Here is a 22,847-nt window from a genome sequence, read left to right as displayed (position 1 = left end):
CTTCCACTGCGCTTCGCTCCGGTCAGGATGACGGCCTTTGGCCGTATGATCGCGCTTTGCGCGATGCCCGGCTCGCTTCACGAATCCTGGGCACCCACAATCTTTGCTTAGGATAGCGCGGAGGCTTCGAGCCATTCCTTCCATGCGTTGATGCCGCGTTCGCACTGGATGCGGTGGCGTTCTTTTTTGTCGCGGATCTTTTTGCGGAGTTCTTCCTCCAGCGGCAGCAGCAGGTCAAAGGTAACGTTGGCTGGCTGGAAGCGCTTTGCCTCGGCGTGGGTAATGTAGTGAACTAACGATCCGTGTGCGCTGAGGCGCGGCGCGGATGCGGGTGTTTCGCCGCGTGCGATGGCGGCGGCGAAGCGGCCTGCGAGCATGCCTCCGGCAATGGACTCCGTGTAGCCCTCCACGCCGCTGAGCTGGCCTGCGATGAGGATGTTGGGGTGCTGACGCAGTTGCAGCTGCTCGTTCAACAGCGTGGGCGAGTTGATGTACGTGTTGCGGTGAATCTGGCCGTAGCGCAGGAACGTTGCGTTTTCCAGGCCGGGGATGAGGCGCAGGATGCGTTGCTGGTCGCCAAATTTGATGTGGTTCTGGAAGCCGACGAGGTTGTAGCTGTCGGCACGCAGGTTTTCCTGGCGCAGTTGGACGACGGCGTAGGGCGTGATCTCGGTGCCGGGATAGCGCAGACCCACGGGCTTCATGCAGCCAAAGCGGAGGGTGTCGCGGCCGCGGCGTGCGATCTCTTCAATGGGCAGGCAGCCTTCGAAATAGTCGAGCTTCTCCCACTCCTTGGCTTCCACTTCGTGCGCTGCGACGAGCGCGTCGTAGAAGGTGTCGTACTCCTCTTTGGTGAAGGGGCAGTTGATGTAGTCTGCAGAGCCCTTGTCCCAGCGCGCTTTGAAGTAGACGCGATCCATGTTGATGGTGCTGGCGTCGACGACGGGCGCAATGGAGTCGTAGAAGGCGAGCTGATCTGCACCGGTGAGTCGCTGCAGCTCTGCCGCAAGCGCGGGTGAGGTGAGTGGTCCGGTGGCGAGGATGGTCAGCGTGTCTTCTCTGTTTTCGTCGAGCGACGTGACCTCTTCGCGGACGACGGTGATGCGCGGCTCGGCGGCGATGCGTTCGGCGACGCGGCGGGAGAACTCCACGCGATCGACGGCGAGGGCGTGCCCGGCGGGCACGGCGCAGGCGTCGGCTTCCTTCAGCAGAGCCGATCCGGCGAGACGCATCTCCTGCTTCAGGAGCCAGGGGGCGGTGTTTTCGCTCTCACTTTTCAGTGAGTTGGAGCAGACGAGTTCCGCGAAGTCGCTGGTCTGGTGCGCTTCGGTGGAGCGGTGGGGGCGCATCTCGTAGAGGGTGACTTCACAGCCGAAACGTGCGGCCTGCAGGGCGGCTTCCGGGCCTGCGAGGCCTCCGCCGATAACTTTGATCTTCTTCACAATTTCTATTTTCTCGCGAGCGGAACTTTTTCGGTTTCGGCTGCGTAGCATAACCCGTGCGGACGTAGGCTTCTGGAAACCCGCACCGAGGCCCTTCATGCTTTGCCTGATCCTGTTGATCCTGTTCTTCAGCCGCCGCTGCTGGTACTGGTCGGGATACTCACCCTATGGTTATGGCTATTACGGCTGGCCCTATCGCGGATATGCCTATGGAGCGTATCCGTACGGGGCTTACAGCTACTACAACCCGTATTGGCGCGGGTATTACCCGTATTACCGCCCTTACGGCTGCTACTGAGCGGATGAACCGGCGAGCCTTCTGAGCTCCTCGCCGGTCACGCGCAGGTTGAGCCATTCACTCAGGACTTTGGCTCCGCTGGCTTCGTAGAAGTCGAGTGCGGGCTGGTTCCAATCGAGGCATTCCCATTGGAAGCGGGTGCAGTTTTTTTCCAGCGCGATCTGCGCGAGGCGTTGAAATAGCGCTGCGCCGATGCCGCGTTTGCGGAAGGATTCACGCACGAAGAGGTCTTCCAGGTAGAGCGCCGGGCGACCCTCCCATGTGGAGTATTGGAAGAAATAGAGCGCGAAACCTGCGGTCTGGCCTTGCCATTCGGCCATGAGGCAACGGAAATAGGGCTGCGGGCCGAAACCGTCGCGGAGGATGTCTTCTTCTGTGGCGACGACGGCGTGTGGTTCTTTTTCGTAGATGGCCAGGTCGCGGATGAGGGCGAGGATGGCAGACGCGTCGGTGGGTATGGCGTCGCGGAGGATCAGGTCGTTGGGCATGTTGTCTCTTGCAATTGTTACGCAGGAGGCGGGATTAGGGCGTGCCTTCAGCGCTTTGTCGTGGCGGGGCTACCTAGGCCTTCGGCCGTAGGCGAATATCGCCTGAGCCTTTGACGCTTCGAGCGGTGGCTGTGCAGGATTTGATAATTGTCTCGATACATCGTAGTGCGGGATAGGAATGCAGGTCCTTCGACTTCACTTCGTTTCGCTCAGGATGACGAACTTCGTTCGTATGAGCTTCGCTGGTTTCCTTTGCTTTGCCCGACTGAAGTCAGGCAGCCTTACTGCGGTTTGCTGTTGCTTGTGGTGTCGACCTTGAAGTCCTTGTCGTCCTTATCCTTGGAATCCTTCGAGTCTTTGGCGTCGGCTGCCTTGGCTGCTGCGGCTTTTGCGGCGTCGCGCTTGGCCTTTTCCTGATCCAGATATTTGTCGAAGTTGACGGAGAAGGCGAAGAGTTCCGTGTCCTTGCCGTCCTGCTTGGTGTGCATCATCTTCACGTAGAGTTCGGTGCCGCGGAGTGGCGGGTCGTCGAGGTCGCGGATGTCGTAGAAGAGGAAGCCGTTGGCGCTGGAGTGCGGCGGGATGGTGGTTTGGGTGAAGGAGAAGTCCTTGTCGTCGTCGAGGATCTTTTTATCGACCGGCGTGGGGCGGTAGGTGATGGGTGTGCCGGGGATGCGCTTCTGCTTGATGTCGTTGAAGCGGAAGAGGCGGCGGTTCAGCTCTTCGGGCGTGGCGGCGGGAAGCTTGGTGCCGTCGGAGGCGATGAGCTGGATGCGGACCTGATTCAGGTCCAGCGGCGCGTCGCTGTCATTGGCAATGATGAGGCGGATGGGCAGAATGCTGTGACCGCTGTAGTCAAGCCGGAAGAAGTTGCCCTTTTCGCGAGTGTCGAATGGCTCGGCGGCTACGGTGACGTGCTCTTTCTCGTGCGTTTCGTGCGAGACGTAGGCCGTGGCGGCGAGGACGGGTGGCGCTTCTTTTTTAGCTGCGAAAGCAGGTGTGGCGAGTGCCAGCAACAGTGCAACGGCGAACCATTTTTGTGGGACTTGCGGCATATATGGGTAGACGTGTGGTTTACGGCTCAGTTGCGCCGTGCACTTCGTCATTATGAGACGCCATGGCAGACGGGGTAAAGTTGGCTTTGGCTTTCTCTTGATTGCCTTGATGCCATGATGATGTTGCTTTACAGCCTGGGATTGATGCTGGCGCTGGTGCTTTCTGCGCCGGTGTGGGGTTGGCGCATGCTGCGTCAGGGGCGGTATCGCGAGGGGTTGCGTGCTCGGCTGGGTGCTGTACCCGCGCGGCTGTTGGCTTTTGTGGCGGGCAGGCCCGTGGTCTGGGTGCATTGCGTTTCCGTGGGTGAGACGTTGGCGGCGGTACGGCTGATTGCGGAGTTGGAAGCGGCGCTACCGGGGTATGCCGTGGTGATTTCCACGACGACGCCGACGGGGCAGCGGGTGGCGCGTGAGCGGTTTGGCGTGGACCGCGTGTTCTTCTTTCCGCTGGATTTTGCATTTGCGGTGCGGGCGTATCTGCGGGTGTTGCAGCCGAAGTTGCTGGTGCTGATGGAGAGCGAGTTGTGGCCGCGTGTGCTGGTGGAGTGTGAGCGTGCGCAGGTTCCGGTGGCGGTGGTGAATGCGCGGGTGAGCGATCGTTCATTGCCACGATATATGCGGTTGCGGATGTTGTGGAAGCCGTTGCTGGGCAAGGTCTCGCTGTTGCTGGCGCAGAGCGATGAGGATGTACGACGTTGGCGGTTGATTGGTGCGCCGCAGTCTGTTGTACGCAGCACGGGCAATTTGAAATTTGATATTCGGGCTGCAGAGGAGACGCCGTTGACGCGGCTGGTGCGGCAGCATCTGCCTGACGGCGCGAAGGTGCTTGTTTGCGGATCGACGCATGAGGGCGAGGAGTCGCTGCTGCTGGATTGCTGGAAGACGCTGCCGGTGGCGGAACGCGTGATGGTTCTGGCTCCGCGGCATCCGGAACGTGCCGGGGCCGTTGAGCAGTTGATTGTGGAACGCGGTCTGCAGGCGATTCGGCTTACCGTGTGGCGAATGGAACCCTCGCCTATTTTGGGCGGTGCCGTGTTGCTGGTGGATACGGTGGGCGAGCTTTCTTCGTTGTATGCGTTGGCTTCTGTGGCGTTTGTGGGCGGGTCGCTGATTCCGCATGGTGGGCAGAATCCGCTGGAGCCTGCGCGGCTGGGTGTGCCGGTGGTGATGGGCGGCAGCTATCAGAACTTTCGCGGCATGGTGGATGCGATGCAACGTGACCATGCGATTCGCATGGTGACTCGGGAATCGTTGTGCAGCACGTTGGATGAGTTGATGACGCGTGGCGATGATGGCCTGGGGGAACGCGGACGTTTGTTTGCGGCTTCGATGATTGGCGCTACGGAGCGGACGGTGGCGGCTTTGTTGTCGCTGATGAAGGAGCGTGTGCGTTGAAGCGGCCCTGGCTGTTGCCTCTCGTGCCGCTTTGGGCTGCAGGCGCGGCATGGAAGAATCGTGCGTTTGATCGTGGTTCGGCGAAGGTGGAGCGGCTGGAAATTCCGGTGATCAGCGTGGGCAGTTTGTCTGCTGGTGGCGCGGGGAAGACACCGTTTGTGATCGCGCTGGGCGAGGCGCTGCGGCGTGCGGGAATTGGTTTTGATGTGTTGTCGCGCGGCTATGGGCGCACGGTAGATGCGCAGTCTGCGAAGCGTGTGGTGGGAACTGGTTCGGCGGAAGAGTTTGGTGATGAGCCGTTGATGATGACTCGCAGGCTGGGGCGTCGTGTGTATGTTGCGGCAGAGCGTGCTGCGGCTGGACGTATGGCGGAGCGTGAGCATCGTGCGCAGCGGGAGACGGGGCCGTGGGTGCATCTGCTGGACGATGGGTTTCAGCACCGGCGACTGGCGCGTGCGGTGGACATTGTGTTGCTGACGCAGGCGGATGTGCAGGACGCGTTGTTGCCCGCAGGCGATCTGCGTGAGCCACTGCGATCGCTGCGGCGTGCGGACGTGATTGTGCTGCGCAAGGATGAAGCGGCGGCGCTGCGGCCGGTTGTGGAACGCGTTGTGGATTTCGGAAAGAAGCCGCTGGTGTGGGAGATGGAGCGCGGCTTTCATTTTGTTGAGGGTGCGCCTGCTTCTTCTCCGTTAGCCTTTTGTGGCATTGCTCGGCCTGAGGCGTTTCTGCAATCGTTGCGGCTTAGCGGCGTGGAACCCGCGTCGTTTGTGTCTTTGAAAGACCATCAACGTTATGACGATGGCGTGATGCAACAGTTGGTGCAGGCTGCTGAGCGCGTGAAGGCAAATGGCTTTGTAACGACGGCGAAGGATGCGGTGAAGTTGTCGCCAGCGATGCGTGCGATGTTCGAGCGTGTTGGGCCGGTTGCAGTGGCGGATATTGAAGTGACGATCTGCAATGAGGATGGTTTCATTCCGGAACTGATGAAGTTGCTTTGAAATGATTCTTCATACGCCTCACATCTCGTTTCGCCCTATGCTCTTGGATGACTGCAGCGAAGCAGTTTGCTGCGAATGGGAAACAGATTGAACGATGCTCCGAACATTCTGATTGTGCGCGTGGGCGCGATGGGTGATGTGCTGCATGCAATGCCTGCGGTTGCGGCGTTGCGTGCGGCGATGCCGGAAGCGCGGATTGGATGGGCGATTGAACCCCATTGGTCACCACTGTTGCGCACGCATCCTGGTGTGATGTCGCGCGGGGCGGAGATGCCGCTGGTGGATCACGTTCATGCTGTTCCAGCGAAGGAGTGGTCGCGTTATCCGTTTTCGTTTGCCACGCTGCGCAGCATTCGCAATCTGCGGCGTGAACTGCGATGGCAGAGGTATGACATTGCTATTGATCTGCAGGGTTCGATCCGGTCGTCAGTGATTGCGCGGATGAGTGGTGCGCGGCAGATTGTGGGCAGCGCCGATCCGCGGGAGAAGCAGGCAGGCTGGCTCTATCGACAGCGTGTGCAGACGCGAAAGACAAACGTGGTGGAGCAGGCAGCGGAGATTGTTTCAGCGGCGATGAAGTTGTCATTACAGCCGGTGAAGGCGCCATTGCCCGTGTCGCAGCCGTCAGAGCAGTGGTGCGATGCGTTGTTTCGCGAGTTGCCGGAGCGTCCTGCAGTTTTGCTAGCGCCAACGGCGGGATGGGGCGCGAAGGAGTGGCCTGCGGTGCGCTTCGGTTATCTGGCGCGTGCGTTGGATGAGCGCGGCTACACGGTGCTGGTGAATGCGTCTCCGTTTGGGCCGGATGGAGCAGCGGGTATGGTCGTGGCGGCTGCGCAGGGGCGTGGCAGGGCAGTGCCTTGCACCATTCCGCAGTTGATGGCGCTGGTGCAACGTGTGGCGTTGGTGATTGCAGGCGATACGGGGCCGCTGCATTTGGCGGCTGCTTGCGGTGTGTCCGCGCTGGGGTTGTTTGGGCCTACGGACCCGTTGCGTACTGGGCCGTGGGGCATGCGGTCAAAGACGCTGCGACATCGGTTGAGCCAAACGGATCATCGTCGGCATGCAACGGTGGAGCGCGGGTTGGCAGAGATTACGGTGGACGAAGTGTTGGAGTCCGCGCTGGAACTGTTGCCTCAGTCTGCCCGTGGATGACGCGGCTGGGCATCTGTCAGGGCATAATGACAGAGGCATGGCAGTGGAAATGGGCAAAGGCGAACGGTTGGTGCGGAGGATTCGTGTTCCTCTGGGATTTGTCTTTGCGGCGTTGTTTCTTTGGTTGGCGCGGCCTTCGTTTTTGTCGTTGGCGCTGAGTTTGTTGCTGGTGGTGCCGGGGCTGTGGCTACGCGGATATGCTGCCGGTTACGTCAAAAAGAATGCAGAACTGACGCAGACCGGGCCGTATGCGTACACGCGCAATCCGCTGTATCTGGGGTCCGTGATGGCGGCGTTCGGGTTTGCGTTTGCGTCGCGGCGGTGGGAGCTTGTGGTTCTGCTGGCGCTGCTGTTCGTGGTGATCTACGGGCCGGTGATTCTGTCGGAAGAACGATTTCTGCGCGGGCACTTTGCGGATTTTGACGCATATGCTGCGCGCGTACCTCGTTTATTACCGCGATTTACGGCTGCGCCTGCTCCGGCAGGGCAGACGTCCGCAGGTTTTGATGCGGAGCGTTACCGGAAACATCGCGAGTACAATTCGGTGATGGGCGCGGCGGGTATCTATGCCACGCTGTTGGTACTGATGTGGGTTCGCGCGCATTGGGGCGTGCAGTAAGGTCTGAGTTCACGAGAGGGGCTACTTCAGGTTGAATCGGTTTCGCAATGCCCTTCTGGCGATGGCATGTCTGCCGGCCTTGATTTCGCTTCCTGCGATGGCGCAGAAGTTTTCGTTGCCATTCACCTCTGACAAAGAAGGTGTGCCGCCAGCACAGGCGCCGTTGATGACGCCACCCATGCAGGGCTATGTTTTTCCGCAACATCAGACGCTGACATTCACGGTGGATTGGCGCGTGTTCACCGCCGGGCGCGCCGTATTTCAACTGGACCAGGCCGGGCCGCTGATGAAGGTGCAGGCCAGCGCGGATACGGTTGGCGCGACCAACATGATCTACCAGGTGATTGATCGCTTCCAATCGAGCTTCAACATGGCGACGGGCTGCTCTGCGGGTTTCAGCAAGCAGACGCAGGAAGGCCGCCGCAAGGTGAACAGCGACCTGGTGTTCACGCCGGGAGCCACAGCCCCTGCGCCTGTTGAGGGCGGACAGCCGGTGTTGGGAACGCAGGTGTTGACCGAGCGCAACCTGGCGAAGAACACCACGAAGACGCAGCAGGGACAGATTCCTGCGTGCGTGACGGACGCGCTCTCCGGCATTTTTTATGTGGGGTCGCAGAAGCTGACCGTGGGGCAGGACTTCAAGTTGCCGCTGGCGGATGCGTTACGCACTGTTGCTGTAACGATGAAGGTGGAGGCTCGCGAGGATGTGAAGACGCCCGCGGGCACGTTCACCACGGTCCGTGTGCAGCCAACGGCAGACGCCGGTGTGGTGAAGAATCGCGGGACTATCACCATTTGGTATTCGGATGATGCGCGACACTTGCCGGTGCAGATTCGCGCGAAGATGTTGTGGGGAACGATCACGTTTCATCTGCAGTCTGTGCAGTAGTACTTTGTACCGTTCTCGACGCCTTCGGCGTGTTAACTGACATATCCGTCCAGTTACTTCCTCTACACTGTTGCGTATGGCTGCTGACTGCATTTTCTGCCGCATTGCTGCGGGGACCATTCCTTCCACGAAAGTGTTTGAGGACGAGCGAGTTTTTGCGTTTCGTGATCTGCATCCGGTTGCGCCCACGCATGTGCTGGTAATTCCGAAGGAGCATATCGCTTCTACTGCACATGCCGTGGAGACGCATGAGGCATTGCTGGGGCATCTGCTGCTGGTTGCTGCGAAGGTGGCGGAGCAGGAAGGGCTGACAAAGGGATTCCGCGTGGTGACGAACACCGGTGCAGATGGTGGCCAGACCGTGGATCACCTGCACCTGCATGTCCTGGGCGGGCGTTCCATGACATGGCCTCCCGGTTAAACTGCCGCCTCCCGAAAGAGCGTTCTCCTTGCTACACTCGCAGCACTCCGTCCGGTGACGGAGAGGGAGACCCATGGCCACTACCAGCACGCCGCCGCCTGTTTTCAAACCGTTTGTTCCCGCTGAAGAGTCTCGGCCGGAATTGACCGTTCGCGCCATTGTGATTGGCGCTTTGTTCGGCATCCTGTTTGGTGCGGTGACGGTCTATGTGGGTTTGAAGGCGGGGTTGACGGTTGCGGCTTCGATTCCTATTTCGGTGTTGTCGATTTCGATCCTGCGTGTGTTGGGCAAGTCATCGATTCTGGAGAACAACATTGTCCAGACAACGGGTAATGCGGGGCAGTCGATTGCTTCGGGTGTGATCTATACGCTGCCTGCGCTGATCTTTCTGGGATTTGATCTGGAATATGCGCGCATCTTTGCGCTGGCGCTGTTTGGCGGATGGATCGGCGTGTTGTTCATGATTCCACTGCGACGACAGTTGATTGTGGAAGAGCATGGTGCGTTGTTGTATCCGGAGGGCACAGCCTGCGCCGATGTGTTGATTGCAGGCGAGCGCGGCGGGTCATTTGCGTCGCGCATTTTTCTGGGCATGGGGCTGGGCTCGCTCTATACGCTGTTTCAGAATGAGAATCTGTTTGGCCTGTGGCCTTCGACTCCGACCAAGGATTTTGATATCGGCCCGCAACATCTGTTGAAGGGCGGTTCCATTCGCGCGGATGCGACGCCAGAGTATCTGGGCGTGGGGTACATCATTGGCATTCGCGTTGCCGGTGTGATGCTGGCGGGCGGTGTATTCAGTTGGCTGGTGCTGATGCCTGCGATTTACTTCTTCGGATCGCACCTGCAGCATCCTTTGTATCCGGGCACGGTGCCGATCGCGCAGATGAGTCCAAGTGATCTGTGGCGGACGTATGTGCGGCCCATGGGCGCGGGCGCCGTGGCTGCTGCCGGATGTCTTACGTTGCTGCGCACGGTGCCAACGATTGTAGGCGCATTGATGGGATCGCTGAAGGCAAAGAAGGCCGCGGTGACAGCGCAGCGATCGCGAACATCGCATGATTTGCCCAACAGTTTTGTGTATGGCGGATCGGTATTGCTGGTGGCCATCATGTGGGCGTTCCTCTACTTCAAGCCAGTGCCTGGAGCGCAGGTGGGGGCGTGGGCAAATCTGGCGGCGTCACTGCTGATTGTGGTGTTTGGATTTCTGTTCGTTACGGTAAGTGCTCGCATTGTGGGCATTGTGGGTTCATCGGCAAGTCCTGTGAGCGGTATGACGATTGCCACGTTGATGGCGACTGCGGCGATATTCCTGGTGCAGGGATGGACGGCGCCAGCGTTTGGCGCGTTGGCGATTACGGTGGGCGGCGTGGTGTGCATTGCCGCAAGCAATGCTGGCGACACTGCGCAGGATCTGAAGACGGGATTCCTGATTGGCGCGACGCCTTGGAAGACGCAGCTTGCGGTGATGATCGGCGTGGTGGTTTCGATGTTTGTGATCGGGCTGACGCTGAACGGCATGAACAAGGCGCTAGAGAGTTTTCATCGCATGCCTGTTGCAATGACGCTGAATTTGCAGTCGTTGCCGGAAGGGTTTCAGGATAAGGGCGTGTTTCCCCGTCCGCACATTGCGATTACAGACACCGGCAAGCCGCGCGAAGAGGTGAACGATGCCACACGCTATGAACTGGTGAATGCCATTGGATCGCCCACGCTGGAAGACGGCAAGTATCTTGTGGATCGCGCGACGGGCAAAGTGGAGATTCAGTGGGTGCAGGGCATTGGCAGTGAGAAGGCTGCTGCGCCGCAGGGCCGCTTGATGGCGACGGTGATCAACGGCATCCTGTCGCATAAGCTACCGTGGTCGCTGGTGTTGTTGGGAGTAGCACTGGTGCTGGCGGTGGAGCTTGCAGGAGTGCGGTCGCTGACGCTGGCGGTGGGCGCGTATCTCTCGATTGCAACGACGCTGGCGATCTTCTGTGGCGGATTGATTCGGTGGATGGCCGATGCGGCGATTGCCAAGGCGCGTGCACGCGATCGTGCGAAGCGTGAGGCGGAGCTTGTTGCGGCGCGTCTCAGTGCTGCGCATCCCGGAGCGGATGTCGTGGTGACATATGACGCCGCGGGTGTGCCGCTAACTCCGCAGTCTACGAACGATGAGTTGCAGGCGGCAGTGACGGATAATGAGCCATTCACTGATCTGGAGAACGATGAGATCAGTCCGGGTTCGCTGTTTGCATCGGGATTGATTGCAGCGGGCGGCATTACTGGCCTTATGGGTGTGGTGGTGCGGCTCATTGAGGGTGTGAGCGAGAGCAACGGCGGCAACTGGCTGCTGCCGCGTTTCAGTGAGACGAACCCGCTGCATCACGATCCGGTGGCGATTGTGATGTTCGCGCTGCTGGCGTTTTCGCTGTATTACTTTGCACGTAAGCCGCTGGATACGAAGTGAGGATGAAGAATATGAAGAAGATCGTTTGTGTTGCAGCGTTGTTACTGTGCATGTGCCGCATGTCGTTTGCGGATGATGCTTCGAAGCGCGCCAAGATTGATGAGATGTTTACGCTGATGCATATGCAGCAGACGCTGGATCAGCTTGCGGATCAGCAGTCAGGGCAGATAAAGAAAATCATGCCGCAGTTGCTGGCGGGTCAGACGATTGGCCCGGATGACCAGAAAGAGATTGATGCCTTCATGGATCAGATTACTTTGATGGTGCGAGATGCGATTCAGTGGGAAAAACTGAAGCCTCAGTATCAGGAACTGTATGCCGCCACCTATGACGAAGGCACGATTGACGGCATGCTGGCGTTTTATCGCACGGATGCGGGGCGCGCGATGGTTGCGAAGCAGCCGGAGTTGATTGCAAAGTCGCAGTCGATTGCGCAGGCGCAACTGACGACAGTTCAACCGAAGATGCAGGCTGCATTTGTAGAATTTGCGGACAAGATGGCGAAGAGAGCGGCTGCGAAGCAGAAGTAATCTGCGCGAGATGCGTATGACGTGAGATGACGGACGTCGCGTATGGAAATTGTTGTGGCTCTTTTGATGGGGCGGCCTTAGACTGCGCGTGCGAGGTGCAGAGATGCGGCGGTCGTCGTGGCTGTGTGCAGTGGGTGTTGCAGTGCTGGCGGTGAGTTCCGGGGCGCAGATGCAACATGCTCCCGATGGCGGTACGCGAGAGATGATCCAGAGCATTGATGTGCCTACGAAGGCTGGCGCACCGTTTCGGGCGCAGGTGGCTACGTCATGGAAGCGTCGTCTGGAGGATGGCACGGAGACGACGATCTACAACCGCCGCACCATTGCGCGTGACAGTCAGGGCCGTGTGTTTCAGGAGCGCCGCTTCCTCACACCGGATGGCAATCAGCATCCGACGATGGTCAGCGAGATGGATTATCTTGACCCGACGATGAAGACCGTAACCGTCTGCACCACGCGTACGCGGCAGTGCATGGTGTATCACCGGAATTTCATGCCTGCTACTGACGAACCGCAGTTGCCCGCAACGCAGACGTTTCCGAATGGTGTGAAGATTACGCGGGAATCGTTGGGAACGAACACGATTGAGGGATTGCAGACGACCGGCATGCGCGAGATTCGCACGTCCGCGCAGATGGGCGATGCAGAACCCACGGTGAAGGAGTTCTGGTATTCACCGCAGTTGGGGATGAACCTGGTGGTGAAGCGGTTTGAGCCGCGCGGTGGTGCGGAAGACTTCACTGTGGAGAAGATCGATCAGACGGAGCCGGATGCTGCGTTGTTTAGTCTGCCGCGTGCGTACCAGGTGATTGATATTCCTACGCCACAGACGGTGGCGCAGCACTGAAGCAAACGTTAACCGCGCAGCTTCAGGAATCCCGCCAATGCAACGATCATGCCAAGCACGATAAGCGCCAGCAGCACTCCGATGAAGTAGGCGGCGCGGCGTTCGCCTTCGGGGCCGGGTTGGGTGATGCCGAAAGTGTTGATGAACGAGCGTGCGATCAGCAGAAGGAATCCCATGGCGTTTGTGCTCTTAGTGTGCGCCTTTTGTGGGCATAACGTCGAGTCCGGGATCGCCCTGACGTAATTTCATGGCCATGGAGGTGGCAGGCTTTGATCGAAGAATTTGATGTAGTCGTGCTGGGAAGTGGCGAGGCTGGCAAGTATCTTGCATGGACGCTGGCGGAGAGTGGTCTACGCACTGCGATGGTGGAACGCCGCTGGATTGGCGGTTCGTGCCCGAACATTGCCTGCCTGCCCACCAAGAATGTGATTTACAGCGCGAAGGTAGCTTCGCTTATGCGGCGCTCCGCGGAGTTTGGTTTGTCGGCGGGTGAAGTGCATGTGGACATGGAGGGCGTGCGAGCGCGCAAGCGTCGCATGGTGGATGCATTGGTGCAGGTGCACCAGAAACGCTATGCCTCCAGCGGTACGGAACTGGTGCTGGGGCAAGGCACGTTTGTAGCACCGCGTACGTTGCAGGTTGCGTTGAGCGATGGTGGTAGTCGCACGTTACGGGGTGCAAAGGTAATCCTCAGCACCGGAAGTCGTGCGACGATTCCCGATCTGCCCGGTATGAAGGAAGCCGCGCCGATGACACACATTGAAGCGTTGGAGCTGGATGTGGTGCCGGATCATCTGCTGGTGCTGGGTGGTGGCTACATCGGTCTGGAGCTGGCACAGGCAATGCGTCGCTTTGGAGCGCGCGTCACGATTGTGGAGCGGAACCGTCGTGTATTGCCGCGTGAAGATGACGATGCGGTGGCAGAGCTGACGGCGATGTGTCAGCGCGAAGGCATTGACGTGGTGACAGGTGTGGAATTGCAGCGTGTAGAAGGCCGTAGCGGTGAGGAGGTATCGCTCTTTGGCCTGCGTGATGGTGCGGAGTTTTCTATTACCGGATCGCACCTGTTGGCGTCTGCAGGCAGAACGCCGAACACGGATGGCATTGGATTAGAAGCCGCGGGCGTTGCACTGACGGAACGAGGATTTATCCGCGTGAATGAGCGGCTGGAGACCACGGCGGAGAACACATGGGCGGTGGGAGATTGCGCAGGCAGCCCGCAGTTTACGCATGCTGCCTTTGACGACTTCCGCATTGTGCGTGACAACCTGCGGGGCGGGAATCGCAGCACGCGTGATCGCCTCATGCCGTTCTCGTTGTTTACCGATCCTGAGTTTGCACGCGTTGGATTGAGTGAAAACGAGGCGCGGCAACAGGGCATTCCGTATCGGTTGGTGAAGATACCCATGGCGGCGGTTTTGCGAACGCGCACGCTGGGTGAGGAGACAGGATTCCTGAAGGCTCTGCTTCATGCGGAGAACGACAGCATCCTTGGATTCACTGCGGTGGGTGTGGAGGCAGGCGAGATTCTTGGCGTGGTGGAGCTTGCGATGCGAACCGGTGCACCGTACACGGCGATACGCGATGCAGTGCTGCCGCATCCCACCATGGCTGAAGGTTTGACGGTTCTGTTTGGGCAGAAGCCGGTGCTGCACAGTTAGCCAGAGGTTACTCTGGCTGCTTTGCGGCTGCGTCGGGTTTGGCGAGGTCGCAGGCGCGCCACATGTACCACGTTGCCAGGGAGCGCCACGGACGCCAACGTTCGGCGCGTTTGATCATCTCGGCGGGCTTGGGCAGGTCGGCGTTCGTTACTTTGTCAGTGGGTTTGAGCTTGCCGAAGGTGAGTGCAAAACCTTTGCGCACGCCGTAGTCGTCCACGGGAAGAACGTCCGGTCGGCCAAGGCGGAAGATGAGCATCATCTCTACTGTCCATTTGCCGATGCCGCGCACCTGCGTCAGATGCTCAACGATGTCGTCATCGGACATGCGGCGAATCTTCGCCAGCGTTGGGACGGTACCGTCGAGTGTCTTTGCGGCAAGATCGCGTAACGCGAGCGTCTTGTTTGCGGAGAGGCCTGCGGAACGAAGTTGAATCGTGGGGCAGTCGAGCAGATGCTCCGGCGAAGGATGGACGCCGAGGCCGCAGACATCTTCAAAGCTGGCGATCATGCGCGCGTGGATCGTGGCCGCTGCTTTGCCATGGAGCTGCTGGTAGATGATGGCTTCCGTCAGCGCCTCAAAGGGGCTCTGCGAACCCGCGATGCGTATGCGCGGTGGGCCGACCTTGGCGATGAGTTTTGCCAGCTTCGTGTCGGCTGCGGAGAGGGCTGCTGCGGCCTCGTCGGCGTCGTAGGGCGGCTTGCGTGTGCGGGCAGGATGAGCCATGGAGGTGTTATAACATTTGTTATAAGGAGGTGGGCAATGCAGCTCAAAATCCGAAAGATTGGCAATGGCTACGGTGTCCTGTTTCCCAAGCAGATGCTGGACGACATGAATCTGCAGGAAGATTCCACCCTAAGTGTTTCCAAGGTGGACGGCGTATATCAACTGACGCCGTTTGATGAAGAGTTTACGGCGCAGGTGGAGGCTTTTCTCCAGACAGAAGCCGCACATCGCAATACGTATCGTGAGCTTGCGAAGTGAGCATCATCTTCGTTCGTGGTGATGCTCTACGCAACGTGCAGAGCCGCCTGATCGAACGGTATGGCGGCATTCCCGGCGTGCGTGACGAAAACCTGATTGAGTCCGCGCTTGCCCGTCCGCGTCATCTGGAACATTATCAGGGTGAAACCAGCATCGCTCGTCTTGCTGCGGCACTAAGCTGGGCAATTCTGCGCAACCATCCATTCAATGATGGGAACAAGCGTGCTGCTTTTGCAGCTCTCATGATCTTCCTCACCCGTAATCACCATTCCCTCACCTGCTCTGAAGTTGAAGAGACAGCCATGACATTGCGTGCCGCGGCGAGTGAGATCACCGAAGAGGAATGGACGGCGTGGCTGGAGCGCGTGGTGCGTCCTTCCACGGAGTAGGCGATCTTTGTGTTTGGATGTGCCGCTGTTTATACGCGGTGAGTGATCGTTCCCACAAAGAGGATTGCACCAATCAGGATCAATCCTACGTAGACATACTTCAGGAATCCTGTGCCGGAGAAGCGGCGATTGAGCGCTCGTCCAGCGAAGACTGCGGGGAGCATCGCTGGCAGTGAGTACAGAAACTCGTTTGTCACAGTGCGAGTCCACAGGCCGGCGCTCCAGTAGCCAATCATGCCCAGGATGCTGGCAGGCAGAAAATACGCATGGATGGTGGCGCGGAAATGCTGAGGCGACCATCGGCGGAGTGAGCCGTAGACGACCAATGGCGGGCCGTTCATGCCGTATGCGCCGCCGAGAATGCCTGCCAGAAATCCTGAGAGAAGAAGCAGGGGCCGATTCTCATGCTTGAGATGAAATGTGCCGGAACTCCGCAGCGAATAGGCCGAGAACAGCATGATCAGTATGCCGAGACATGCTTTCACGATTTGCTGGTGAGGATTGGTCAGCAGCCACAGGCCGATGGGAATGCCGAAGACGGTTGCCGCGAGCAATCCGGCAGCACTCTTCAGGTGAATATGTTTCCAATCCTGGACGACAACCACGGCTGCGGCTGCGATGGAGAGCAGTACGGCCAGTGGCGCAGCTACCTGCAGTGGCATCACGAACGACAGCAGGGGGACTGCGATCAGAGCTTCGCCAAATCCAAAGGTCGATCGGACCAGCGTGGCAACAAAAACGATTGCCAGAACGAATACAAGTGAAGCGTGAATGACCGTCTCCGAATCAGCGCTTTCCATGCTGGCATGCAGCATGAAAAGCACTGTTCTAAGGATACTGGCCTGATGCGGGCTGCCATCAGCGAAGGGTTATATTGGCGCCTTCTTCTTTGGTGATCGGTTCGCCTGTTTGCGGTGTGACGATGACGTTCTTCATCGTCACGTCGGCGTTGCGGATCTGGAGACCTTTTTGGCTTTCAATCTTCACGTTGGTCAGCGTGAGATTGCGGATGGGCATCTCCGGGATGCCGATGATGATGGCGTCCTTCGCTCCTGTGGCGGTGATGCCTTCGAGCGAGATGTCATGGAAGCGCGGTGTGTGTGCGTCGACGGGTTTCGGAGTGTCGGTGCCTGCGGCGGGCCACTTGGGGTAGTACTCGGTGATCTGGATGGGCTGGCCCACGCCGGTCATGGTGATGTTCTTGTAGTGCAGGTCGTGGATGTCGTTGCCGCGGGTGCGATTGCTCTTGATGCGGACGCCTGCTTCGGTATGTTCCATGGTGACGTTTTCCACGCGCACGTCGCTGATGCCACCTGCGAGTTCGCTGCCCACGCTGAGGCCGTGGCCGTGGCGGAAGATGCTGTCGTGGATGTAGACGTGTTCGACGGGGCCGATCTTCGGGTCGCGTTCGACGAGTCCGCTCTTGAGGGCAATGTCGTCGTCGCCGGTATCAATGTCGACGTTGCTGATCTCAATGTTCTTTGAGCTGAATGGATCGATGCCGTCTGTGTTGGGCGCGCCGGTGGCGGGGTTACGGATGATGGCGTGGTCGATCTTGATGCCGTCGCAGAAGAAGAACGTGAAGTTGTACATGGGGGAGTTCTGCAGCGTGATGTGATCAAACGTCAGGTGCTGCGACTCCGTGATGTCGAGGAGCATGGGGCGTGGGAAGCCACCGGAGCCGCTGGTGTCGCCTGCAATGCGGTGGGTGTGGGCCAGCTCCCAGAACATGTCGCCGCTGCCGTCGATGACGCCGCCGCCGGTGATGCGGAGGTTGCTGACGTGGTCGGCGTGCAGCAGGGCGACGCGGCGCCACTTGGCATCTTCGCGGATGGGGTAGTCGTCCAGGTTGCGCGAGCCGAGAAGCTTGCTGTCCTCGGCGATGGAGAGTGTCAGGTTGCTGCGCAGTGTCAGCGGTGCGGAGACGAAGGTGCCGCCCTTGAGGACGACAGTGCCGCGCTTGGGCGCGCAGGCGTCAATGGCCTTCTGGATTGCGGCTGTGTCGTTGGTTTTGCCGTCGCCCTTTGCGCCGTAGGTGTGCGCGTCGCAGGTGGTTTGTGCGGCGGCGGTTGTGGTGGCGAGAGCGATGAGGACGGCGGGAAGGTAGCGCATGGGATGTCTCCTGACGGAGTACAGTGTCGCCGAAACGTTTTTATTTTGTCGAGGGGTGGATTCAATATTCCGTGGTGGGGCGAGTCCCTCAGGGCTAAGGCCCTCCTTGATGAGACTTTTACGCAAGGGCTGAAACCCCTGCTCTTCCGAAAGAAGACGCACTGTGCGTTGGAACTTCGCTTTCGCGAAGCTGATTGGTGTGTGGCCGGAAGAGTGTGGACGTGTCGTGGGCAGAGGATGCGTTGGGATTCTTCGCTGCGCTCAGAATGACGCGCTTTGCTCATGATTGACTGTTGTCTGCTGGTTCCGGGCAGAGTTTGGTTAGGCAGATGAACTGCTTTCCACTTCGGCTGGGATGCGGTAGTGTTTTGTGCATGCCTACATCCAAGCTGCTTTGCCGCGTTGCTGCCGCGTCCTTTGCTGTTGTTTCCTGCGTGTTTGCGCACGCCTCCGCACAGGCAGATGTGGAACGCCTCAGCGCGAAGTTCTGGGAGTGGCGTGCCACGGAGCAGCCGTTTACCAATGACGATATTCCGCGGCTGGATCGAGCGCCGGGATTTGTGGCGCATTGGTCCGCGGCCGATGTGGCGGGATATCGGAAGCAGATTGCTGCGTTTGAGAAGGAATGGCGTGCGCTGGATGTAAGCAAACAGCCGGTGAGCACGCAGGTGGATTATCGCCTCGTTGGATCGGCGATTGCGCGCGTGTATTGGGAGTTGGATGTGATTCCTGTGTGGCAGCGGAATCCTTTCTTCTATGTGGACCAGGGGCTGACGGCGACATACACGCTGTTGCTGCAACACAGAAAATTCACGCCGCAGATGCAGCATGACGTGGTGTTGCGGTTGGCGAGTCTGCCGCGGTTGCTGGATGAGGGCAAGACGAACCTGACGGATATGCGGCAGCCGTATGCCGTGATCTGCATGGAGAACCTGTCGAAGATTGAAGATCGCATGGCACGTTTCAAGGACGGCGTTCATGCCGAGGCTGGCTTTGATGCGAAGGAACTGGCCGAGTTCGACAAGGCCGAAGATGCTGCGGTGAAGGCGATGATGGCGTATCGCGAATGGCTGCGACCGCAGGTGGCGGGTATGAAGCAGCAGACGGCCGTGGGGCGCGATGGCTACATCTGGTTTCTGAAGAACGTTGCGCTGATGAGCTATACGCCAGAGCAGATTGTGCAGATCGGCAAGCTGGAGTTTGATCGCGCTGTGACGTTTGAGGCATTGGCGCAGGCGGCGAATACCGGGTTGCCGGAGTTGCCAGTGTTTCCCGATGTTGCCTCGCAGATTGCCGATGAAGAGAAGCAGGAAGTGGCGATGCGGAAGACCATGCAGGCGCATGGTGTGTTGAGCGATCCTGCTGAGGTAAGGCATTACCACTACGTGGCGATCCCGGCGTACATTGCGTCGCTGGGGTTCCTGGGTGTTGAGGATGACCTCACGGGGCCGGATCGTTTGAACGAAGAGGGTTCCAGCTACAAGGGCAAGCCGCGCACGGATGGCGGGTTCTTTGGCAACATTACGGCGCGCGATACGCGGCCGTTGACCATTCACGAAGGGGCGCCCGGACACTATGAGCAGATGGCGTGGGCGTGGCATAACCCTGATCCTGTGCGCCGGCATTATTACGATTCGGAGACGCAGGAAGGCATTGGCTTTTATGCGGAAGAGATGATGCTGGTGGCGGGCGAGTTCGACAAGACACCGAAGGTGAAAGAAGCCATCTACAGCATGATGCGTCTGCGTGCGTTGCGTGTGCTGGTGGATGTGAGGTTGGCAACCGGAGAGTACACGCTGCAGCAGGCGGCGGATTATCTGAAGACCACCGTCCCGATGGATGAAGGCACGGCGCGCAGCGAAGCTGCGATGTTCTCCTCAACGCCGGGGCAGGCGATCACGTATCAGATTGGCAAGAGCGACATCATGAAAGGGCTGGCTGCTGCGAAGCTGAAGCAGGGTTCTGCTTTCTCGTTGCAGAAGTATCAGGACTTTGTGTGGAGCAATGGCAGTGTGCCTTTCAGCCTGCAGCGGTGGGAGTTGCTGGGGGATGTGAGCGATGTGCCGCCGGTTCCGGCAAGTTTTGTGAAGTAGCTAGTTTTCGGGCTTTTCGGCCTTGTCGATAACGAGCGTGTCGATGGGGCCGCGGGTGGCCTTCATTTCCAGGCCGAGTTGTTCGCGCATGGCGACGAGCAGCGGTGGGCTCTTGGAGTCCTGCGGAACGGGAATGGCGCCACCGAACTGGGTTTCGTCAGGTGCCCAGTCCAGATCGAAGTCGTAGCGGCCGGTGAGGCCGGTTTTGTTGACGACAGGACGATCGAGGATGGCGCGCTGCATCACGCGTGCGAAGTCGTCCATGCTGGCGTTGCGTGCGGGCATTTCAAGATGGTCGGGGTAGACGACGCTGGTGACCATGGGGTCGCGGTTGGGTGCGCCTGCAGTGTCAAACTGGATGCCGCCCTTGGCCACGGTGATCTCGTAGATGTAGAAGACCTTGGGCACGCGGTGGAAAGCCAGATGGAAGCGGTCATGCAGCAGCGTGCGCAGCATCGCCATCTGTTGGTCGTGGTCAGGTCGCTTCTCGCCGGGTGTGAGGGCTTCAATGGTGAACTTGTCAGCGTCAACCCAGCCGGGGCCACCAGAGATGGTGCGCGGGTTCAGGTCGTAGGCTGCGGCGATGAGCAGCTTGAGAGTGAAGTTGGTGGCGAGGAAGCGGTGATCGTTTTCCATGCGGAGGAACCGGCCCGCCTTAGGGCCCGGATCCACCGGCTTGATGGTGGCCACTTCAAAGCTGGTTGCGGGAGATTGCGCCGCGGCAACGCCTGCCGCCAAGACGATACCCAATGCCACAGCCCTGATCATGATGCCTCCACCTCTGGCCGCTTCTACAGAGAAGGACGCCGGTTGTGGAGTTTGGGCTTCCAGGAATCTCTGTGATGGCTGAGAAAGACAGAATAGCGGCGGGTATAGTGCGCTTTCGAGGCCCGGAAGACCCAAGCCCCGTGTATGGCGCGATACAACCTACTGCGCGGCTAGAGCGGCTTCTTCGAAGCGGGACATGGCCGCGTCGTCCCAGGCATGGGTGGTAGTGCGCCAGCGATGGCTGCCGTCGTCCATGAAATTGGGAAAGTCGCTGCGGCAGAAGCTTTCGCGGCGCTCAAAGTCGACCAGCACCTGCGGCACACCGTCGAGGCGCAGGGCGGCCTGCTGGCCGTCGCGGCTCCATTCCACGGTGAGAAGACGCTCACGGTCGCCCTCGGGCTCGCGGCGCATGGCAGCCACGTTGTAAACGAGCATGGAGTCGAGGACGGTGATGTCGAACTCGTCTTCCACGGTGGCCAGGCGGCCGTCGCAGGCATAGCAATAGGCGGCGACGCCTTCATCTTCAAAGACCACTCGCCAGGGGAGTTCGCGGGTGGGTGAATAGCTGACGAGACGGCCGGAACCTACGCGGAGGGTGAGGGAATCCATGTCTTTCAGGGTACGAGGATTTTAGGGAACAGGGAACAGGGTGAGTGGTAACGCGTGCTGATTTACCGAAGCATCTTCGTGAGGGAGAGGAATGCAGGTCCTTCGGCTTCGCTCAGGATGACGGCCTTTGGCCGTATGAGCTTCGCAAACCGACCTGAGGCACCCGTTTTGATCGCTGACTTGCTGAGTTTCGCTCAAGCTGCAACACTCGAAGATGCGTATCGACCATGAAATTTCGTATCCACTTCGGCAGGCCGCAACGGGTTGCGGCGCTGATCCTCCTGTTCTTTTTTGCGGAATGTCTCTACCTGATTGGGCGGACAGAACTTACTGACCGCGACTACCGCTATGCGCTGTGTGGACGCGAGATGTGGGAGAAGCCGGTGCCCACCGCCGGGTATTTCACCACCTGCGGGAACATGCAGGGCGACGGCACGCTGGCGTATCGTGCGGCGGGCCTTCCGCTGACGGTGTATGTAAAGGCTCTGCAGGTTGCCGATTGGGTGGATGCGAAGCGGCATGGCGCTGATGCGCAGACCGAGCCCACCGGAGGCTCGATCTATGATCTGCGGCACCAGATCGTCGGGACGCGGTTCCTGCTGCGTGTGCCGTTTGCGCTGGCTGCGGTCCTGCTGGGAGCAGGGCTGTGGTGGGTGAGCCGCAGGCTGTTTGGGAATATTCCGGGTGCGTTTGCGTTGGGGCTGTATTGCCTGTCACCGGTGGTGCTGCGGTACGCGACGACTCCGAATAACGAGATTCTGGCGGCCTGGGGCCTGTTTGCCGTGGTGTATACGGCCATTGGCATTGCCCATGCCATGTATGGACCGCCGCGGAAGTGGCGTCCGCGCATAGTGCTGTACACGGTGGCGCTGGGACTTACGGCTTGTTCGCACATCCTGGCGGCTTTGGTCGGCCTGATTGCTTCTGCCGTCTTCATGCTGTGGATTGCGGAACGGCGCAGGACGCTGGTGTTTCCGCTGTTGCTGGTGTCATCGTTCGGCGCCATGCTGATGGTGCTGGCGTCGTACGTGTTCCACGTGAGCCTGTTCCTGTACGTGTTTACGGCAGGCGCGGCGCGGTTCACGCTGGATTATCATCCAGCGCTGGAGCTGCTGCGTGATCCCATGCAGGTGGCCGTAACGGGCATCCTCGCAATCGCAGTGGTGCTGTTTGTGCTGATGCGGCGGTCGCGCTACTTCGGCAATGTGGTGCCGTTGCTGGTGGCGTTGGCGATGTTGCCCATCGTTACAACGCAGGTGACGACGGTGCCGGTGATGTGGGCATATCCGTTTCTACTGACGTTTGCGGCAGGTGTGCTGGCCGATGCGAGCGAAACACCTCAGCGGAAGCTGTTCCTGGCGACCATGCTGACGGCACTGGTGTCGCAGGCGGTTTGCTGCGGGACATGGATGTTCCTGGTGAAGGGATAGCTGGAATCGCGTCGCCGACGGGAAGCGCGTTTCCCGGTACAAATCCCTTTCGCACCACCCTGAGCGGTGCAGGTGAGTGCATTGGCCCGTTTTCACCAATCAATGGCCTCTCACTGTTTCTCGATTCAATCCTCTCCCTGTCAGAAGCAACAGGTTGAAGACGCCGTGCGGTGCTCTATCTTGGCCATCAAGTGAGGTCGTTGATGAGAGTGGA

At 59.4% G+C, this 22,847-nt stretch carries 24 protein-coding genes; 15 read left to right on the top strand and 9 right to left on the bottom strand.

The genetic code is table 11. The features are described 5' to 3' along the window. Positions 1-107 precede the first annotated feature (107 nt). A complete protein-coding gene (trmFO, locus tag JAO32_RS12300) occupies positions 108-1,442 on the bottom strand; it encodes a methylenetetrahydrofolate--tRNA-(uracil(54)-C(5))-methyltransferase (FADH(2)-oxidizing) TrmFO (RefSeq protein ID WP_334240772.1) in 1,335 nt (444 codons plus the stop codon). A gap of 97 nt (positions 1,443-1,539) precedes the next feature. Here trmFO and JAO32_RS12295 point away from each other — a divergent pair, with 97 nt between their 5' ends. Continuing rightward, entirely contained in the window at positions 1,540-1,740 is a 201-nt protein-coding gene (locus JAO32_RS12295) for a hypothetical protein (protein ID WP_083346597.1), read from the top strand. Here JAO32_RS12295 and JAO32_RS12290 read toward each other — a convergent pair. Both JAO32_RS12290 and JAO32_RS12285 read right to left on the bottom strand, forming a co-directional pair. After that, positions 1,734-2,228 (bottom strand): GNAT family N-acetyltransferase, encoded by a 495-nt coding sequence (locus tag JAO32_RS12290; protein ID WP_334240768.1) that lies wholly within the window; start codon positions 2,226-2,228, stop codon positions 1,734-1,736. The two genes, JAO32_RS12295 and JAO32_RS12290, sit on opposite strands and share 7 nt — an antisense overlap. A gap of 281 nt (positions 2,229-2,509) precedes the next feature. Beyond that, the gene (locus JAO32_RS12285) at positions 2,510-3,334 is read right to left on the bottom strand and encodes a hypothetical protein (RefSeq protein WP_334240765.1); all 825 of its coding nucleotides are present in this window, start codon (positions 3,332-3,334) and stop codon (positions 2,510-2,512) included. Between the two features lie 63 nt (positions 3,335-3,397). On the opposite strand from JAO32_RS12285, the gene JAO32_RS12280 reads away from it, so the two are divergent. The 9 genes from JAO32_RS12280 to JAO32_RS12240 all read left to right on the top strand — a co-directional run bounded on the left by JAO32_RS12280 (position 3,398) and on the right by JAO32_RS12240 (position 12,589). Next, positions 3,398-4,678, top strand: a complete 1,281-nt coding sequence (locus JAO32_RS12280) for a 3-deoxy-D-manno-octulosonic acid transferase (RefSeq protein ID WP_334240763.1) — start codon at positions 3,398-3,400, stop codon at positions 4,676-4,678. Further along, complete coding sequence (gene lpxK / locus JAO32_RS12275) at positions 4,675-5,679, top strand: tetraacyldisaccharide 4'-kinase (RefSeq protein WP_334240761.1); 1,005 nt, start codon at positions 4,675-4,677, stop codon at positions 5,677-5,679. Before JAO32_RS12280 ends, lpxK begins: the two co-directional genes overlap by 4 nt. 75 nt (positions 5,680-5,754) lie before the next feature. Continuing rightward, positions 5,755-6,831: a glycosyltransferase family 9 protein gene (locus JAO32_RS12270; RefSeq protein ID WP_334240758.1), complete on the top strand. Its 1,077-nt coding sequence runs from the start codon at positions 5,755-5,757 to the stop codon at positions 6,829-6,831. Positions 6,832-6,868: 37 nt separating this feature from the next. Continuing rightward, a complete protein-coding gene (locus JAO32_RS12265; RefSeq protein WP_334240756.1) occupies positions 6,869-7,450 on the top strand; it encodes a methyltransferase family protein in 582 nt (193 codons plus the stop codon). Positions 7,451-7,529: 79 nt separating this feature from the next. Continuing rightward, the gene (locus tag JAO32_RS12260) at positions 7,530-8,339 is read left to right on the top strand and encodes a DUF3108 domain-containing protein (RefSeq protein ID WP_334240754.1); all 810 of its coding nucleotides are present in this window, start codon (positions 7,530-7,532) and stop codon (positions 8,337-8,339) included. 76 nt (positions 8,340-8,415) lie between these two features. Then, positions 8,416-8,760: a histidine triad nucleotide-binding protein gene (locus JAO32_RS12255; protein WP_334240752.1), complete on the top strand. Its 345-nt coding sequence runs from the start codon at positions 8,416-8,418 to the stop codon at positions 8,758-8,760. 73 nt (positions 8,761-8,833) lie between these two features. Beyond that, complete coding sequence (locus JAO32_RS12250) at positions 8,834-11,212, top strand: OPT family oligopeptide transporter (RefSeq protein ID WP_334240750.1); 2,379 nt, start codon at positions 8,834-8,836, stop codon at positions 11,210-11,212. An 11-nt stretch (positions 11,213-11,223) separates the two neighbouring features. Beyond that, the gene (locus JAO32_RS12245) at positions 11,224-11,742 is read left to right on the top strand and encodes a DUF2059 domain-containing protein (RefSeq protein WP_334240748.1); all 519 of its coding nucleotides are present in this window, start codon (positions 11,224-11,226) and stop codon (positions 11,740-11,742) included. A 103-nt stretch (positions 11,743-11,845) separates the two neighbouring features. Then, complete coding sequence (locus JAO32_RS12240) at positions 11,846-12,589, top strand: hypothetical protein (RefSeq protein WP_334240746.1); 744 nt, start codon at positions 11,846-11,848, stop codon at positions 12,587-12,589. An 8-nt stretch (positions 12,590-12,597) separates the two neighbouring features. On the opposite strand, the gene JAO32_RS12235 is transcribed toward JAO32_RS12240, so the two are convergent. Beyond that, on the bottom strand, positions 12,598-12,765 hold the full coding sequence (locus JAO32_RS12235) for a hypothetical protein (RefSeq protein WP_334240744.1): 168 nt from the start codon (positions 12,763-12,765) through the stop codon (positions 12,598-12,600). 93 nt (positions 12,766-12,858) lie between these two features. On the opposite strand from JAO32_RS12235, the gene JAO32_RS12230 reads away from it, so the two are divergent. Continuing rightward, the gene (locus JAO32_RS12230; RefSeq protein WP_334240742.1) at positions 12,859-14,250 is read left to right on the top strand and encodes a dihydrolipoyl dehydrogenase family protein; all 1,392 of its coding nucleotides are present in this window, start codon (positions 12,859-12,861) and stop codon (positions 14,248-14,250) included. A gap of 7 nt (positions 14,251-14,257) precedes the next feature. Here JAO32_RS12230 and JAO32_RS12225 read toward each other — a convergent pair whose 3' ends face one another. Further along, positions 14,258-14,974 (bottom strand): DNA-3-methyladenine glycosylase family protein, encoded by a 717-nt coding sequence (locus tag JAO32_RS12225; RefSeq protein ID WP_334240740.1) that lies wholly within the window; start codon positions 14,972-14,974, stop codon positions 14,258-14,260. Between the two features lie 36 nt (positions 14,975-15,010). On the opposite strand from JAO32_RS12225, the gene JAO32_RS12220 reads away from it, so the two are divergent. Both JAO32_RS12220 and JAO32_RS12215 read left to right on the top strand, forming a co-directional pair. Continuing rightward, on the top strand, positions 15,011-15,232 hold the full coding sequence (locus JAO32_RS12220; RefSeq protein WP_334240738.1) for an AbrB/MazE/SpoVT family DNA-binding domain-containing protein: 222 nt from the start codon (positions 15,011-15,013) through the stop codon (positions 15,230-15,232). After that, positions 15,229-15,621 carry a type II toxin-antitoxin system death-on-curing family toxin gene (locus tag JAO32_RS12215; protein ID WP_334240736.1) on the top strand — a complete coding sequence of 131 codons (393 nt, stop codon included), beginning with the start codon at positions 15,229-15,231 and terminating at the stop codon, positions 15,619-15,621. The genes JAO32_RS12220 and JAO32_RS12215 overlap by 4 nt, the downstream gene beginning before the upstream one ends. Before the next feature lie 29 nt (positions 15,622-15,650). Here JAO32_RS12215 and JAO32_RS12210 read toward each other — a convergent pair whose 3' ends face one another. Then, a complete protein-coding gene (locus JAO32_RS12210) occupies positions 15,651-16,421 on the bottom strand; it encodes a sulfite exporter TauE/SafE family protein (RefSeq protein WP_334240734.1) in 771 nt (256 codons plus the stop codon). Positions 16,422-16,479: 58 nt separating this feature from the next. Next, the gene (locus JAO32_RS12205; RefSeq protein WP_334240732.1) at positions 16,480-17,733 is read right to left on the bottom strand and encodes a glycoside hydrolase family 28 protein; all 1,254 of its coding nucleotides are present in this window, start codon (positions 17,731-17,733) and stop codon (positions 16,480-16,482) included. Positions 17,734-18,107: 374 nt separating this feature from the next. Here JAO32_RS12205 and JAO32_RS12200 point away from each other — a divergent pair, with 374 nt between their 5' ends. Further along, positions 18,108-19,826, top strand: a complete 1,719-nt coding sequence (locus tag JAO32_RS12200; RefSeq protein ID WP_334240730.1) for a DUF885 family protein — start codon at positions 18,108-18,110, stop codon at positions 19,824-19,826. Here JAO32_RS12200 and JAO32_RS12195 read toward each other — a convergent pair whose 3' ends face one another. Beyond that, positions 19,827-20,594, bottom strand: coding sequence for a TIGR03435 family protein (locus JAO32_RS12195; protein ID WP_334240729.1), 768 nt, complete (start codon positions 20,592-20,594; stop codon positions 19,827-19,829). Between the two features lie 159 nt (positions 20,595-20,753). After that, a complete protein-coding gene (locus JAO32_RS12190) occupies positions 20,754-21,203 on the bottom strand; it encodes a DUF2251 domain-containing protein (RefSeq protein WP_334240727.1) in 450 nt (149 codons plus the stop codon). Positions 21,204-21,430: 227 nt separating this feature from the next. On the opposite strand from JAO32_RS12190, the gene JAO32_RS12185 reads away from it, so the two are divergent. Beyond that, entirely contained in the window at positions 21,431-22,633 is a 1,203-nt protein-coding gene (locus tag JAO32_RS12185) for a hypothetical protein (protein WP_334240725.1), read from the top strand. The last annotated feature ends 214 nt before the right edge of the window (positions 22,634-22,847 follow it).

Source organism: Terriglobus sp. ADX1 (assembly GCF_036877645.1).
Taxonomy (GTDB): domain Bacteria; phylum Acidobacteriota; class Terriglobia; order Terriglobales; family Acidobacteriaceae; genus Terriglobus.
This window is presented reverse-complemented; position numbering and strand designations above follow the sequence as displayed.

What these genes read in the sequence shown, in the direction of transcription:
- JAO32_RS12200 (WP_334240730.1), top strand. Translation starts at nt 18,108, where the DNA reads ATGCCTACATCCAAGCTGCTTTGCCGCGTTGCTGCCGCGTCCTTTGCT.
- JAO32_RS12235 (WP_334240744.1), bottom strand. Translation starts at nt 12,765, where the DNA reads ATGGGATTCCTTCTGCTGATCGCACGCTCGTTCATCAACACTTTCGGC.
- JAO32_RS12190 (WP_334240727.1), bottom strand. Translation starts at nt 21,203, where the DNA reads ATGGATTCCCTCACCCTCCGCGTAGGTTCCGGCCGTCTCGTCAGCTAT.
- JAO32_RS12250 (WP_334240750.1), top strand. Translation starts at nt 8,834, where the DNA reads ATGGCCACTACCAGCACGCCGCCGCCTGTTTTCAAACCGTTTGTTCCC.
- JAO32_RS12280 (WP_334240763.1), top strand. Translation starts at nt 3,398, where the DNA reads ATGATGATGTTGCTTTACAGCCTGGGATTGATGCTGGCGCTGGTGCTT.
- JAO32_RS12270 (WP_334240758.1), top strand. Translation starts at nt 5,755, where the DNA reads ATGGGAAACAGATTGAACGATGCTCCGAACATTCTGATTGTGCGCGTG.
- JAO32_RS12220 (WP_334240738.1), top strand. Translation starts at nt 15,011, where the DNA reads ATGCAGCTCAAAATCCGAAAGATTGGCAATGGCTACGGTGTCCTGTTT.
- JAO32_RS12240 (WP_334240746.1), top strand. Translation starts at nt 11,846, where the DNA reads ATGCGGCGGTCGTCGTGGCTGTGTGCAGTGGGTGTTGCAGTGCTGGCG.
- JAO32_RS12245 (WP_334240748.1), top strand. Translation starts at nt 11,224, where the DNA reads ATGAAGAAGATCGTTTGTGTTGCAGCGTTGTTACTGTGCATGTGCCGC.
- JAO32_RS12225 (WP_334240740.1), bottom strand. Translation starts at nt 14,974, where the DNA reads ATGGCTCATCCTGCCCGCACACGCAAGCCGCCCTACGACGCCGACGAG.
- JAO32_RS12295 (WP_083346597.1), top strand. Translation starts at nt 1,540, where the DNA reads ATGCTTTGCCTGATCCTGTTGATCCTGTTCTTCAGCCGCCGCTGCTGG.
- JAO32_RS12195 (WP_334240729.1), bottom strand. Translation starts at nt 20,594, where the DNA reads ATGATCAGGGCTGTGGCATTGGGTATCGTCTTGGCGGCAGGCGTTGCC.
- JAO32_RS12205 (WP_334240732.1), bottom strand. Translation starts at nt 17,733, where the DNA reads ATGCGCTACCTTCCCGCCGTCCTCATCGCTCTCGCCACCACAACCGCC.
- JAO32_RS12255 (WP_334240752.1), top strand. Translation starts at nt 8,416, where the DNA reads ATGGCTGCTGACTGCATTTTCTGCCGCATTGCTGCGGGGACCATTCCT.
- JAO32_RS12210 (WP_334240734.1), bottom strand. Translation starts at nt 16,421, where the DNA reads ATGGAAAGCGCTGATTCGGAGACGGTCATTCACGCTTCACTTGTATTC.
- JAO32_RS12285 (WP_334240765.1), bottom strand. Translation starts at nt 3,334, where the DNA reads ATGACGAAGTGCACGGCGCAACTGAGCCGTAAACCACACGTCTACCCA.
- JAO32_RS12265 (WP_334240756.1), top strand. Translation starts at nt 6,869, where the DNA reads ATGGCAGTGGAAATGGGCAAAGGCGAACGGTTGGTGCGGAGGATTCGT.
- JAO32_RS12185 (WP_334240725.1), top strand. Translation starts at nt 21,431, where the DNA reads ATGAAATTTCGTATCCACTTCGGCAGGCCGCAACGGGTTGCGGCGCTG.
- JAO32_RS12290 (WP_334240768.1), bottom strand. Translation starts at nt 2,228, where the DNA reads ATGCCCAACGACCTGATCCTCCGCGACGCCATACCCACCGACGCGTCT.